Source organism: Edwardsiella tarda ATCC 15947 = NBRC 105688 (assembly GCF_003113495.2).
In the GTDB taxonomy this organism is placed as follows: domain Bacteria; phylum Pseudomonadota; class Gammaproteobacteria; order Enterobacterales; family Enterobacteriaceae; genus Edwardsiella; species Edwardsiella tarda.
In genome coordinates, this window is sequence record NZ_CP084506.1 from 1,826,991 (window position 1) to 1,841,983 (window position 14,993).

At 59.0% G+C, this 14,993-nt stretch carries 11 protein-coding genes; 7 read left to right on the forward strand and 4 right to left on the reverse strand.

Translation table 11 applies throughout. The annotated features are described in order from the left end of the window. From rstB to DCL27_RS08490, 7 genes are all read left to right on the forward strand, one after another. On the forward strand, positions 1–1,311 hold the full coding sequence (rstB, locus tag DCL27_RS08465; protein ID WP_005285933.1) for a two-component system sensor histidine kinase RstB: 1,311 nt from the start codon (positions 1–3) through the stop codon (positions 1,309–1,311). Between the two features lie 51 nt (positions 1,312–1,362). Further along, a complete protein-coding gene (locus DCL27_RS08470; RefSeq protein WP_035598858.1) occupies positions 1,363–2,877 on the forward strand; it encodes a carboxypeptidase M32 in 1,515 nt (504 codons plus the stop codon). Between the two features lie 396 nt (positions 2,878–3,273). Further along, positions 3,274–3,744, forward strand: coding sequence for a GNAT family N-acetyltransferase (locus DCL27_RS08475; protein WP_035598928.1), 471 nt, complete (start codon positions 3,274–3,276; stop codon positions 3,742–3,744). A gap of 284 nt (positions 3,745–4,028) precedes the next feature. Beyond that, positions 4,029–5,267 (forward strand): bifunctional glucose-1-phosphatase/inositol phosphatase, encoded by a 1,239-nt coding sequence (gene agp / locus DCL27_RS08480; protein ID WP_035598855.1) that lies wholly within the window; start codon positions 4,029–4,031, stop codon positions 5,265–5,267. A 674-nt stretch (positions 5,268–5,941) separates the two neighbouring features. Further along, complete coding sequence (locus tag DCL27_RS08485; protein ID WP_005285919.1) at positions 5,942–6,394, forward strand: acyltransferase; 453 nt, start codon at positions 5,942–5,944, stop codon at positions 6,392–6,394. Positions 6,395–6,573: 179 nt separating this feature from the next. Beyond that, the gene (gene ydgU / locus DCL27_RS17850; RefSeq protein ID WP_455709028.1) at positions 6,574–6,654 is read left to right on the forward strand and encodes a small membrane protein YdgU; all 81 of its coding nucleotides are present in this window, start codon (positions 6,574–6,576) and stop codon (positions 6,652–6,654) included. 76 nt (positions 6,655–6,730) lie between these two features. Further along, positions 6,731–7,543 carry a trypsin-like serine peptidase gene (locus tag DCL27_RS08490; RefSeq protein ID WP_005293702.1) on the forward strand — a complete coding sequence of 271 codons (813 nt, stop codon included), beginning with the start codon at positions 6,731–6,733 and terminating at the stop codon, positions 7,541–7,543. A gap of 45 nt (positions 7,544–7,588) precedes the next feature. On the opposite strand, the gene hrpA is transcribed toward DCL27_RS08490, so the two are convergent. From hrpA to DCL27_RS08510, 4 genes are all read right to left on the reverse strand, one after another. Continuing rightward, the gene (hrpA, locus tag DCL27_RS08495; protein ID WP_035598852.1) at positions 7,589–11,473 is read right to left on the reverse strand and encodes an ATP-dependent RNA helicase HrpA; all 3,885 of its coding nucleotides are present in this window, start codon (positions 11,471–11,473) and stop codon (positions 7,589–7,591) included. Between the two features lie 300 nt (positions 11,474–11,773). After that, on the reverse strand, positions 11,774–12,106 hold the full coding sequence (locus DCL27_RS08500) for a YdbL family probable chaperone protein (protein ID WP_005293696.1): 333 nt from the start codon (positions 12,104–12,106) through the stop codon (positions 11,774–11,776). Positions 12,107–12,115: 9 nt separating this feature from the next. Further along, positions 12,116–12,310, reverse strand: a complete 195-nt coding sequence (locus DCL27_RS08505) for a YnbE family lipoprotein (RefSeq protein ID WP_005285910.1) — start codon at positions 12,308–12,310, stop codon at positions 12,116–12,118. Beyond that, positions 12,303–14,909 carry a YdbH family protein gene (locus tag DCL27_RS08510; RefSeq protein WP_035598849.1) on the reverse strand — a complete coding sequence of 869 codons (2,607 nt, stop codon included), beginning with the start codon at positions 14,907–14,909 and terminating at the stop codon, positions 12,303–12,305. The genes DCL27_RS08505 and DCL27_RS08510 overlap by 8 nt, the downstream gene beginning before the upstream one ends. Positions 14,910–14,993: the final 84 nt, after the last annotated feature.

Consider the following 14,993-nt stretch of genomic DNA (forward strand, 5'->3'; position numbering starts at 1 on the left):
ATGCGCAAATTATTCATCCAGTTCTATCTCTTGCTGTTTGTCTGCTTCTTGGTGATGGCCATGTTGGTGGGCCTGGTCTACAAGGTCACCGCCGAGCGAGCCGGCCGCCAGTCGATGGATGATCTGATGAAAAGCTCGTTATACCTGATCCGCAGCCAGTTACGCGAGATTCCGCCGCGTGACTGGAACAAGACCATCAATAAACTGGACTGGAATCTCTCCTTTCAGTTTCATATCGAGCCACTCGGCAAGCGCCAGCTCTCGGCGAATCAGGAGCGCAAGCTCCGCGATGGCGAGATCGTCGCGCTGGACGACGAGTACACCTTTTTACAGCGTATTCCACGCAGTCACTACGTGTTGGCGGTTGGCCCCATTCCCTACCTGTTCTTCTTGCATGAGATGCGCCTATTCGATTTCGCCCTGATGCTACTCATCGGCCTATCGTTAGCGTTACCGGTCTTTCTCTGGATGCGTCCCCACTGGCAAGATTTACTCAAACTGGAAAATGCCGCTCAACGCCTTGGCGAGGGGCATCTCGAAGAGCGTACCCATTTCGATAGCACCTCAAGCCTGCATCGCCTAGGGGTCGCCTTCAACCGCATGGCGGATAATATCAATACTCTGATCGCCAGTAAGAAACAGCTCATCGACGGCATCGCCCATGAGCTGCGCACACCCTTGGTGCGTTTACGTTATCGCCTGGCGATGAGCGATAGTCTCAGTGTCGAGGAGCAAACCGCGATTAACCGCGACATTGGTCAGTTAGAAGGCTTGATCGACGAGCTATTGACCTATGCCCGGCTCGATCGCCCTCAAGTCAGCACCCACCTTGAGGCGCTCGATCTACCGCTCTGGCTGGATGAAAAGGTCGCAGAGTTACGCCAGATGCATCCGCAGCAAGCGATCATCTTGGATATACCGCATCGTGGCGACTTTGGCGCCATTGATGTGCGCCTGTTGGAACGCTTGTTAGATAATCTGATTAACAACGCCTTACGTTACAATCAGGATAAACTACGCATTGGACTGTGGCTCGACGGTGATCAGGCTTGCCTACAGGTCGAGGACGATGGCCCGGGGATTCCGGCCTCCGAGCGAGATCGGGTCTTTGAACCCTTTGTCCGCCTCGATCCCAGCCGTGATCGAGCCACCGGCGGTTGTGGATTAGGATTAGCCATCGTTGCCAGCATCGTTCAGGCCTATCAGGGTCAAATCACCATCAGCAGCTCCTCGCTCGGTGGCGCCAGTTTCCTGTTCACCTGGCCACGTCACGCCGCCGCCCTACCATCAGCGCCGTTACCCTCGGCCTGATCTCGACTAATCGATTAGACGGCTCGCGACACGAGCCGTGGAGGTCCTATCATGACAAATGCCTATCAGCATCTGGAACATACCTTTCAACGCCTGGCTCGTTTCGGCCATCTCTCCGCGATCACGGGCTGGGATATGCAGACCAACATGCCTGCCGGCGGGAGCGTCGCGCGAGCTGAGGCGCTGACCGAACTCAGCCTACTGATGCATCAAATCTTGAGCGATGCACAGACCGGTCAATGGTTGCAACGCGCGGAGCAAGAGAGTCTCAGCGAGGAGCAGCGCGCTAACCTGGCCGAGATGCAACGTCGCTACCAGCAGGCCAGCCTACTCCCCGCCGCGCTGGTCGAAGAGAAATCCCTGGCGGGTATGCGCTGTGAACACGCCTGGCGCACGCAGCGCCAGCAGAATGACTGGCAAGGTTTCATGGAAAACTTCCGTCCGGTCGTTCGTCTAAGCCGTGAAGAGGCACGCATCCGTGCCGAACACGCGGGCGTCAGCCGCTACGATGCCCTGCTGGATTTGTATGAACCTGGCATGAATAGCACCCGTCTCGATAGCCTCTTCGGCGATATCAAGGGCTGGCTCCCCGCGTTACTGCAACGTGTCGTGGAACGGCAGCGGCGCCAGCCTGCACATCAGCCACGTGGCCCCTTCGCCACCGAGGCGCAGCGGCGACTCGGGTTGCGCATCATGGAGCGCTTGGGCTTCGACTTCCAGCATGGTCGTCTGGATATCAGCGCGCATCCCTTCTGCGGCGGGGTTCCACAGGATGTCCGCATCACAACCCGTTACGACAACGACGATTTCCTCAGCGCCTTGTTGGGGATCGTGCATGAGACCGGCCATGCGCGCTATGAGCAGAATCTCCCTACACAGTGGGCTGGACAACCCATTGGGGAGGCGCGATCTACCGCCATCCATGAATCACAAAGTTTGTTCTTTGAGATGCAAATTGCCCGTAGCCATGGCTTCCTGAACTTCCTGCGCCCCTGGGTCATCGAAGCCTTTGGCGACGATCCCGCCTTTAGTGCCGACAATTTTGTTCGCCTCAATCAATCCGTCGCACCTGGCTACATCCGCGTCGATGCCGATGAAGTGAGCTACCCGGCCCACGTCATCCTACGCTATGAGATCGAACGCGCTCTGATCGAAGGCGATATCGAGGTGGAGGACATTCCCGCGCTGTGGGATGAGAAGATGCGCCAGTCATTGGGGTTAAGTACCGCAGGGAATGATCGCGATGGTTGCATGCAGGATATTCACTGGACGGATGGCTCCTTCGGCTACTTCCCGACCTATACCCTCGGCGCCATGTACGCCGCCCAATTGTATGCCGCCGCTGAGCGAGCGATTCCCGATCTATCCGCCCAGGTGGCGGCCGGTATGTTGGCGCCGGTCAGCGACTGGCTGCGTGAGCATGTCTGGCGCCATGGTTCACGCTGGGATACCGACACCCTGATCCGTAACGCCTGTGGGGAGCCGCTGAACCCAGATTACCTGCGGCGCCATCTGGAGCAACGCTATCTTGGCTCCCCGCAGGAAACAGAGGAGTGTTTACGATAAGGCATGTGTGCACCTTCCGCGCCGCGGGAGGGCATGGACGATGATCGTCTGTCTCAATAGCCTAGAAAATCATGACGCGATCCCGCTCTCGACGTTATTAGCGACGCAGCGCGGGATCTCGGAGCCTGTTAGGCATAAACAGCGTGTGCGCAATGCGCCGCAAGTCCATTCTATTCGCTGGCGGCTCCGTTTTTTCTGCATCAGAGGGGCCGTTATGACGTCGCGCTTTATCAACGGAGCCTCGCCAAGCACCGCGCCTCACGCCAGGGAGTTACGCCCCTTGTCGGTTGAGGTTGGTTGTGGCTGAAAGCGCCGGGATAACGTTGCAACAGCAGATCGAACGGCATGAACGAGGCTTTATCAGCCGGGCTCCCCCCACCTGACCCGCGAGGTTTGATGAAAATAAGAAGGTTTAGACATGGGGATGAAATGGCGTTATTCCGCGTCTTTTTCTCTTCTGTACATACCATTGCATCACGCTACTACACTCGTGAACAAATCGCAGCCTGGGCTCCCGCCGATATCGACCCAGAACAATGGGCCCGCCATATGAGGGAGCTGCGCCCCTTTATCGTTGAGATGAATGGCGAAATCGCTGGATACGCCGATCTTCAGCCCAATGGATACATAGACCATTTCTTTGTCTCGGGAGCCTGCTCCGGCCAAGGCGTCGGGACATTACTGATGAATCGCCTGCATGAAGAGGCCATCCGACTCGGCGTGAGTGCGCTTACGTCAAATGTCAGCCAGGCTGCCGAACGGTTCTTTATACGACATGGTTTTCATGTGGTGGAGAGAGGGTTCCCTGTCTGCCGGGGCGTGAGGTTACAGCAGGCCATAATGAGAAAAAATCTTACAAGACAATAAAATAACACATCAACATTATCTCCTGTATGCCTAACCTGCACGCTGAGCCCGCACTCTGTCCTAATGGCGCCTAGGCGCCGCTCCTGTGGAGATAAAACGGAAAAGCCGCGGGCGCCTTTCCGGCTGAGAGACGCCGAATGACCTCTACCACTTATGCCCATGGCCAGCGCCTGCCGATAAAGTCTACATGCAGCGTAGGTGTAACTTTGCGGTATAGCGCCAGGCAAATTATCGCCAACCTGTCACACTTTTACGGCGTATCAAAGAAGCGTAAGGAGTTTGGGATGAAAAAACAGATAGTCGCGGTCGTTGTCGGGGTGCTGCTGGCGGCCGGTGCCGCACAGGCGCAAAGTGAACCGCAGGGATACCAGTTGCAGCAGGTGCTGATCATGAGCCGGCACAATCTACGAGCCCCACTGGCCAATAACGGGAGCGTGCTGGAGCAATCAACCGCCAAAGCCTGGCCGCAGTGGGATGTCCCAGGCGGACAGCTCACCACCAAAGGCGGCGTGCTCGAGGTGTACATGGGACACTATGTGCGTGAATGGCTGGTGCAACAGGGGCTTATCAGCAGCGGCGAATGTCCTGCCCCCGATGCGGTATATGCCTACGCCAACAGCCTGCAGCGCACCGTCGCTACTGCGCAGTTCTTCATTACCGGCGCGTTTCCGGGGTGCGATATCGTGGTGCATCACCAGGATAAGATGGGCACCATGGATCCCACGTTTAATCCGGTGATTACGGATGCCTCTCCGGCGTTTCGCGAACAGGCGCTGAAGGCGATGGAGAGTGAGCGGCAAAAAATGCAGCTGGGCGATAGCTACAGGCTGCTGGCGAAGATCGTAGACTATCAAGACTCCCCGGCATGCAAAGAGAAGCACCTGTGTTCGCTGGCGGACGGAAAGGATCATTTTAGCGCCAACCTGGGGCAGGAGCCGAGCGTCTCCGGGCCGCTGAAGATCGGTAATTCGCTGGTCGATGCATTTACCCTGCAGTATTACCAAGGTTTTCCGGCGGATCAGGTCGCATGGGGCGAGATCAACACCGACGCGCAGTGGCGGCGCTTGTCGCAGCTGAAAAACGGCTATCAAGACAGCCTGTTTACCTCCCCGGCGGTAGCGCGTAACGTCGCCAAGCCGCTGGTAAAATACCTGGATAAGGCACTGGTGACCGACGCGGCGAAAGCGCCGAAAATAACCCTACTGGTGGGACATGATTCGAACATCGCCTCGCTGCTGACGGCGCTGGATTTCAAACCCTACCGGCTGCATGACCAGTATGAACGTACGCCCATCGGCGGAAAAATCGTATTCCAGCGCTGGCGAGATACGGCAAAAAACCGAGAGATGATGAAGATTGAGTACCTGTATCAAAGCACCCGCCAGCTACGCGATGCCGCCCCCCTGACGCTGGCGTCACCGCCGCAGCGGGTGACACTTGCACTCAGCGGCTGTCCGATAGATGCCAACGGCTTCTGTCCGGTCGAACAATTTAATGCGGTGCTGAATCACGCAGCACAGTAATCTTACGCCGGTACGGCCCGGGAAAGACGCCCTGCGCCCTCCCCGGGCCTGCTACATGCATAAAGAGCGATCTCCCTTCCCCTTATCAGTATCAGAGCTCAGTCAGGCGGCCGTCAAAGAGCCCCCTTGCCCGGTGGTGTGTCAGAGGTCTCCCTTCTTCCCTGAAGAGTGGCGGTAACTTTTCGTTGGCGTATGGGTTTCAGGAGAGGGAGAAAACATGATCATATGTATGTTGTAACTAATTAACGTAAATGTAGGCGACACGCTCTCGTTATGTCGCGGCGTCGCTCTCGCCCCAGCCCGTGACTAGCCGCTAACCAGCGATAAGGCGAGCGATTTCCTGGCGCGAGCCAATTGGTGGGACGATCTGCGCAAGCCCGCTCTACTACGCCGCGAAAATCATCAGGGACATTTACATTACGCCGTTTTTTTGTTCTGCTCTTTCTGCTCGCTATCGCGACCGCACTCGGTCATCACACTACTCGCGACCCTAGTGCCGGTGACCTCACGTATTGCGCGAGCTAACAGATATCACAACGCGGGTATGCAGGCACGCCTCGCTCTCTGCTCGACGGAATCGCCAGCACCCAGGCCTCCGAGCGAGGAGCCGATAACGCGTATCACGGCGCTATCCTGCCGCTCGCGCCCCTTCCCCCGCCATTGGAGCTAGGACGATGAGAATAGTCGAGAGTGAAATCCGTGACGTCATTTGTGGGAAAAACGTTACCATCATTAAACCGGCCAATATTTATGAATGCGAGCTTGGCGATGACGTCTTTGTCGGCCCCTTTGTCGAAATACAGCAAGGGTGCGTGATCGGTAACGCGAGTCGCATCCAGTCACATACCTTTATCTGCCAAAACGTCACGCTGGGGCAGCGCTGCTTTATTGGCCATAATGTGACCTTCGCCAACGATCTGTTTCGCAGCGGCACGCCCGATCCGTCGGCGAAAAGCTGGCTGAGGATCGCCCTCGCCGAGGCTGTCGTCGTCGGTAGCGGAGCCACCATCCTATCGCCCTACATTTGTAGCGGCTCGGTCATTGGCGCCGGGGCGGTGGTCGTTAAACCCATCGAGATAACCGGTATTTATGCCGGAAATCCCGCCAGGTTGATCAGGCGACTGTAAGCCCCGTCGCCCGGCATGGCGTGGACGCGGCGATAAGAGGATACCCGTGATGAGGGAAAGGGCCATGGTTACCTGACGACGTACAAAGGGTTACATGCCGAAACCATTCTGCCACAGTCGTCATCCCGGTAATCTTCTACCATAATATCATCGCCAGCCCGCACCATCAGGGTATCGCTATGTTTCGTCACTATCGCTTCGAACTGCTGCTATTGTTGCTGATCCTATGCGGTCTCATCGCAGCCAGTTTTTATCTGTAGCAAAGACACGGGCCGACATGGCAGGCAACTTATTGACTATACTGTTGATTGTGACATACGACATATGGATTTGATTATGCGTTTCCCCGCTCTATTGAGTCTCACGCTGTTATTGACCCCTTGGCTGCCAGCCACTGCGCAAGCGGATGATGGCCTTACCCCGGCGCAACAACGCCAACTCTTCTTCGGTCATGATGATCGTAGCCAAGTCAACGATGTCACAGCCTGGCCTTGGCAGGCCATCGGTCAGGTGGAGACGGCCAGCGGCAACTTATGTACCGCCACGCTGATCGCCCCTCGTTGGGCATTGACCGCCGGTCACTGCCTACTGGCGCCGCCGGGGAAGATCGATCGTGCCGTAGCGCTGCGCTTCATCGCCAACGATGGGAAGTGGCGCTATCAGACACACCAACTGCGTACCCGGGTCAATCCCCAGTTGCAGAATAAACTCAAGGCGGACGGCGATGGCTGGATCGTCCCGCCGGCGGCCGCGCCGCAGGATTATGGTCTGGTCGAAATCAGCGGCGGCCCGCTGCCTGACATCCGCCCACTGCCGGTCTGGCAAGGCACGGCACCGGCGTTGAGCGCCGCACTGAAGGCGCAGCGACGTCAGGTGACCCAGGCCGGTTATCCGCAGGACCATCTGGACGGTCTCTACCGCCATCAGGACTGTCTGATCACCGGCTGGGCCCAGAGTGGCGTCTTGAGCCATCGTTGCGATACCCTACCGGGCGATAGCGGTTCACCGTTGTTGATGCGAAACGATAAGGGATGGACGTTAGTCGCCATTCAAAGCTCGGCGCCCGCGCCGGAAAACCGAGCCTTGGCCGACAACCATGCGGTGGCGGTCACCGCCCTACAAGGCGGGCTGCAACGCCTGATGCAATAACAGGGCGAAGGGAGCGACGCCGGCGCCATGCCGCTCCCGACATGTTTACCCCTGCTCCAACGCCTCCATCGCCTGCTGAATACGCTTATCGGAGACCGGATAGGGCGTGCCCAGTTGCTGGGCAAAGTAGCTGACGCGCAGCTCCTCGATCATCCAACGGATCGCCTGCACCTCGGGCGCCTGGCGTCGCACGGCAGGCAGACGCTGGATCCACTGTTGCCAGGCCTGCTGTACCTGCTCGACACGCAGCATCTGCGCCCGATCGCGATGCGGATCGACGCCTAACTTCTCCAGACGCCGCTCGATGGCATGCAGATAGCGCTCCACATCCGCCAGACGTTCGGCGCCGGTCGCGGTGACGAAGCCCCGGTAAATCAATCCCCCCATCTGTGCTTTGATATCGGAGAGCGCCAAGGCCATCGTCATATCGACCCGCCCCTTCAGCCGCTTATTGATGCCGTTGGCGCAGGTCAGGATACGCTCGACCTGGGCGGCGATGGTCACCACCGTCTCATTGAGCTCGGCGCGCACCTGCTCGTGCAGCGCGGCGAAGGCCGACGCCTGCCAAACGGCGCCGCCATGACGGGCTATCAACGCATCCACACCGCACGCGATGCAGTCATCGATCAACTCCAACACCTTGCCATAGGGGTTGAAGTACAGGCCGAGCTTAGCCTTGTTGGGCAGCTTCTCGTGCAAGTATTTCACCGGTGAGGGAATGTTTAACAGCAGCAAGCGGCGCAAGCCGGCGCCCATCGCCTGCTGTTGCTCCTGCTCGGTTTCGAACAGCTTGATCGCCACGCTGTCCTTGTCGTCCACCAGCGCCGGATAGGCCTTGATAGCGTAGTTACCACGCTTCTGCTCGTAACACTGCGGCAGCTCACCGAAACTCCACAGATGTAACCCCTGCTGCTCCAGTCCGTCATCGGCCACGGCAGAGAGGGTCTGTTGTAATCGATCCTTGAGACGCAGCTTCAACGCCTCCAGTGACTTGCCCTCGGCCAACGGGCGGTTACGCTCATCGACCACCCGGAAGGTGACGCTGAGGTGATCCGCGACCTGCGCCAATTGCCAATCATCGCGTGACACTGTCACTCCCGTCATGCGACGCAGCTCGCGTTCCAACGACTCCAGCAACGGCAACGCTAACGGCGTGGCTCGAGCCAGGAAGGCCTCGGCGTAGTTCGGTGCCGGCACAAAATTACGCCGCAGCGGCTTGGGCAACGACTTAATCAGCGCGATCACCCGCTCGCGACGGATACCCGGGATCTGCCAATCGAAGCCGTGATCCTCGATCTGATTAAGGATCGCCAAAGGGATATGTACCGTCACCCCATCGGCGTCGGCTCCCGGCTCAAACTGATAGGAGAGACGCAGACGGAAGTTGCCCTGCTGCCAGACGTTGGGATAGTCCTGTGCACTGATGCGCGTGGCCCCCTCCTTGATCAGCATCGACTTCTCGAAGTTGAGCAGCTCGGGTTGAGCGGCGCCCGCCTTCTTCCACCAGCTATCGAAATGGCGTGTCGATACCACCTCTTGGCCGATGCGTTGATCGTAGAAGGCGAACAGCGTCTCATCATCTACCAGAATATCGCGCCGCCGCGACTTATGCTCTAGCTCCTCAACCTCGCTGCGCAGACGTTGGTTGGCGCGCAGGAAGGCGTATTTAGCCTGCCACTCCCCTTGCACCAAGGCATGACGAATAAAGAGCTCGCGACACAACAGCGGATCGATACGCCCGTAATTGACGCGTCGCTCATTGACGATCGGCAAACCATAGAGGGTGACCTTCTCGCTGGCCATCACCGCGCCCTGGCTCTTCTCCCAATGCGGGTCACTGTAGCTGCGTTTGATCAGATGCTGGGCCAATGGCTCGATCCATTCTGGATCGATGCGCGCCGCCACGCGTCCCCACAAGCGCGAGGTCTCCACCAACTCCGCCACCATGGTCCATTTGGGCGGCTTCTTAAACAGGGCCGAGCCGGGGAAGATGGCGAAACGTGCGTTACGCGCCCCGGTAAACTCCTGCTTCTCGACATCCTTCTGGCCGATATGGGACAACAGCCCGCTCAGCAGCGCGCAATGTAACGCGCGATAATCGGCCGGGGCGCTATTGATATGAAAACCGAGTGACTTCACCACCTGACGCAACTGGGTATAGATATCCTGCCACTCGCGCACCCGCAGATAATTGAGAAACTCACTCTTGCACAGACGGCGTAGCTGATTACTGGAGAGCGCCTGTTGCTGCTCGCGCAGATAGTCCCACAAATTGACTAGCGCCAGGAAATCACTCTCCTTGTCCTGGAAGCGTCGATGTTTCTCATCCGCGGCCTGAGGACGATCGGCGGGACGCTCACGCGGATCCTGGATCGACAAACCGGCGGCAATCACCATCACCTCACGTAAGGCGCCGTTACGTTCCCCTTCGATCACCATGCGCGCCAAGCGCGGATCGATGGGCAACTGGGCCAGTTGACGTCCCAAGGCGGTCAATTGCTGATGACCACGCTGATTCAACGTCACCGCGCCCAACTCTTCCAGCAAGCGAACCCCGTCCTGGATATTGCGCTTATCCGGTGCCTCGACGAAAGGAAAGGCGGCGATATCCCCCAGTCCCAACGCCGTCATCTGCAAGATCACCGAGGCCAGATTGGTACGCAAGATCTCCGGATCGGTAAAGGCGGGACGAGACAGGAAATCTTGCTCATCATACAGACGGATGCAGATACCGTCGGAGACACGTCCACACCGCCCCTTACGTTGATTGGCGGAGGCCTGAGAGATCGGCTCAATCGGCAGGCGTTGTACCTTCGTTCGATAGCTATAACGGCTAATTCGTGCGGTACCGGGATCGATAACGTATTTAATTCCTGGCACCGTCAGCGAGGTCTCTGCCACGTTAGTCGCCAGCACGATGCGCCGTCCGCTATGGGAGTGAAACACACGGTTCTGTTCGGCGGCGGAGAGGCGGGCATATAGCGGTAGCACCTCGGTATGCGGCAGCGCCAGGCGTGTCAGGGCATCGGCAGTATCACGGATCTCCCGTTCACCGCTCATAAAGATCAGAATATCCCCCGGTGCCTCGTGACCCAATTCGTCGACCGCGTCGATGATCGCCTGCGTCTGATCCCGCTCACCGTCGCCATCGGCAATCGGCCGGTAGCGCACCTCGACCGGGTAGGTACGCCCGGAGACCTCGATGATGGGAGCCTGATTGAAGTGGCGAGAGAAACGCTGCGGATCGATGGTCGCCGAGGTGATGATCACCTTCAGGTCTGGACGCTTCGGCAATAGCTGGCGTAGATAGCCCAGGATGAAGTCGATATTGAGGCTACGTTCGTGCGCCTCGTCGATGATCAACGTGTCATATTGCATCAACATGCGGTCTTGCTGGATCTCCGCCAGCAGAATACCGTCGGTCATCAACTTAACCAGGGTATTCTCGCCCACCTGATCGCTAAAGCGCACCTTGTAGCCAACGCATCCTCCCAGCGGGGTCTCAAGCTCATGAGCGATACGCTCGGCGACCGAACGCGCGGCCAGACGACGTGGCTGACTGTGGCCAATCATCCCGCGCACGCCACGTCCTAACTCGAGGCACATCTTGGGTAGCTGGGTGGTCTTACCCGAACCGGTCTCCCCGGCGACGATCACCACCTGATGGTCTCGGATCGCCGCCAATAACGCATCACGTTTCTGACTGACGGGAAGCCCTGGCGGATAACTAATCGTCGGACAGGCGGCACGTCGATTGGCGGTCACCTGACGCGCCTGAGCGATATCACCGGCCAACGTCTCGGCGATCGCCTGCACGGCGGCGGGCTGAGTCATCTTCTTGGCGCCCTGGATACGGCGCAGTAAACGCTGACGATCGCGCAGCATGACATCATCAAGCTGGTCGACCAGCGCAGCAAGTGGGGATTTCACGATCAGAATTCCTTGGATTGGAAAGGTGCCGATAGGCAAACAGGCGCCGACGCGGCAGTTAATATCCGGGTATGTGACTATCTTACCACAGCACGGCGTCGCATCGGAGTGTGACGCCGCGCGCAATTTCCCTCTCCAACACGCGTCGTCGCGCCGAAAAAGCAACGCCATCGAGGGTCGGGTCGGTTTTCCCCCGCCCAAACACACCGTCGCTTACCCGCGCGCGGACGTCTCCCCCTGCTCTCACACCTCGGGACAGCGAAGCGCACCCGACGAGGACACGCCGCACGCGCTTAGGGCTTAGGGCTTACGCAGCCACAATCCATTGATCCCTTGGACGTACTCCCCACGCGGGGCGCGTGCGACCAACTTCTCACCGGCCAGACGCGCCACACTCTCACGACTGACGCCATTGCTCTGCGCCAGAGCCTGGTAGCTCTGCGCTCGGCCCTGATTAACCCGCGCCACCAGCGCCAAGGTCTCGGCATCCTGACTACGCGCCGCCAGGTAACCGCTTAACGTCTCCCCCACACGTCCACTGGCACGCGCCTCATCCAGCGTCAAGGCCCAGGCCGGTGACGCCAGGCTCAGTGCCAACAGTATGCCCAGCAATCCTGTAAGATAACGATTCACGCGTCCCCCTTAGAATAGGCCGGGTTTAGACTTCAACAGGGCTTCCACCTCTTTATCCAAGGTGATGTGAATATCATGTTCGATCTTCACATTCATATTGATGGTGATCGGCTGGGTCGGTGCCGCCACTTCGATACGTGGCGTACACCCCGTCACCAGTAGCGCCAGCATTAACGCTGGCCCCATCATCATGGCGTTACTCATGCTGACTCCTCGTAATATGGGCCAAGCGGGACTCCAGCCAGGCCTGTAAGTTATCGCCGAAGCGTAGACTGCGCCACAACTGAAATACATTCTCTTGTTGGCGGTAGTTGAGTGCGATGACGCGTCGGTCATCCTTCATCCGGTTGATGCCATACAGGGTGGCATCCAGCGTCAGTTCGCCCAGATTGCTCAAATCGATGCGGGCATGAGAGCGCCCCACCTCCAAATAGCGCAACCAATCCAAGGCGGCCCCACCCGCCAAATTATTCCCCTCCACGGCATCCACCATGTCCTTGTCCAGTCGTAGGGTGATCGGTCGTGTATTGGCGAACCAACCATTGTGGATGATCCATTGCGGATTGTGCAGATAGAGGGGCAACGCCCCATCTACCCGTCCCGACAGGGCAAACTGCTTCACCTTCAGCGCCGTGATCAGTTCACTCAACTCGATAGCGTGCAGGCGCAATACCGCCGCCTGGCGTTGGGGCAGACGCAGGGAGGATAAGGCCACCTCACCGCCAAACAGGCCGGCACTCACCCCTGACACCGTTAAGGGATAGGCCTCGCTATAGGGATAGTAACCCTGTAGATCCGCCTGGATCTGTTGCAGATCGAATTGATTGACCAGACGATCGATGCGCAGAGACACCGGCCCATGGGGGCCAAGCTGCCAACGACTATCGTGTAGACGGTAAGGCAAGATCAAATCCAGCCCTTCGACTCTCCCCTCCTTCAGCCATAGCCCCACTCGCTGTGCCTGGAGATGTCCCCCGGCGATAAAACCTTGCCCACGGGCCGCGGAGAAGGCCGCTTGAGCGTGGAAACGTCCGGCATGGAGTTGCATCCCTAACGCCGGCGCCAGTAACGGCTGGAAGACACGCATCGGTTGACTTTCCCACCAGGCCTGGCCACGCAAACGGGAACCATCCCAACGCCCGGCGAGGCGGATCGGGCCGATGGCACCGGCACGCAGATCACCACGCAACTGCATCGACTGAGGCGCGCTGCCGACAGCCACGACACGCAATTGTGGCGTGGGCAGGTAGCCGCCATTCTTGAAGTCGACCCGCCGAGCCGCGAGATCGAAGCCGGCGCTGAAGGCGGCATGCTGGGCCGAACGCTGCCAGATCAGCGGCTGACTCAACGTCAGGCGCGGTTGCGTCACGCGGGCCAAGCCATAGGCCAGACGATCGAAACCGGCAGAGAGGTGATCGACGCGTAACTCATCATTCAGCCAACCGCCCTGACCGCTGACATCCCAACGTGCCAGTAATGGCGGCATGCGCCCCTTGCCCCAATAGCGCCAACGCCAACTGCCGCTGTCGGGACGAAAAGCCACGGCCTGGCCATCGAGATGCAGTTGTCCCTCCCCCCAGTAACGGTGGGTGACGCGTAGAATCGCCTGGAGACGCCCACTGATCCCGGCACGATTGAGCTGAACCCCCGCCAGGGGCCAACGCGCCTCCCTGATCGTCGTCTGCGCATCCGTCCGCCCCCAGAAACGCAATAAGGCTCCGGGTAAGAAGCGTAGCGTGGGATCGTCTGGCGTCCCCGTCACCTCGGCCGAGAGCGCGGCGGCGAAAGACAATGCCTGCTGATTGACTCGCCCATCCAGGCGCAAAGGGAAAGCCCCCGGTTGGAGATCCAAGCGTCCTGGCCCAAGCTGCATCACCAGATTCGCCTTACCCTGCTCTCCCTGACTCAACATATTCAAGCGTGCCTGCAAGGTGGCATGGCGCCATCCCTGCCGCCACTCCTCTAACGTGAGGTTAATCGCCCCGTGGAGTGGTTGCGGGCCATAGGGCCAAAACCAAGCGCCGTCACGAATACGCAACCGATCCTGCTGCTGTTGCCAGGGGAGATCGAGTAATGGCCGCGTGCTGCCATCACGCGTGAGCCATGCCCGCCCCCCTTGCGCCTGCCAACGCAGACGTAACTGCAACGGGTCGGGCGTGCCGGCCAGACGAAACTGCGCCTGTAATGCCCCGCCAGGCGGGGTACTGGCCAGATCCAGGCCCAACGTTATCTGCCCTTGGAGTTGCAGATCTTGATCCAGTTGCGGCAGCTTCAGTAACAGGCGCCGTACGCTCAATGCCTGGCGCTCCAACGCCACATCCAGTTGCAACTGTTCGCCATTCAGGCCTAGGCGTTGACGACCATTCTGATTATGCAGCTGTAGCGTGCCGCCATAGTGCTGCCAGGGGAGCAATGTCAATCGATCGATGGTGAGGTTCAACGGCGGCAACGCCTGTTGCAGGGCACTCAGCGTGGGCAAGCTGCCGCCGCCCGTCCCGGCACTGAAACAGCGGCTATCCAGCGCCAACGTCGCCGCCTGTAACTGCCAATGCGCCTGGCGATAACGCAATGCCGCCTGGCGCAACGTCAGTAGCGGGCATCCCGCCTGGCGATATTCCAGCTGCGGCAGGCGCAACGCGCCCTGGGACCAATAGGGACGCTCAGGCAGACGCAACGCCGCCCCGGCGGGCAGCCACGGTCGCAGTAGTGGCGGGAGCCAATAGGGCAGCGCCCACCACGCCGCGACGCCGCCGCCCAACACGAGTGCCGCCGTCAGCGCGCCGATACGCCACACTCTCCTCATACCGCCCCCGTTCCACCGCACGCTATCGCCTCATCATAGTGATCAGTTTAGCTAAATGACGGCGGGACAATAGCGGATTAATCT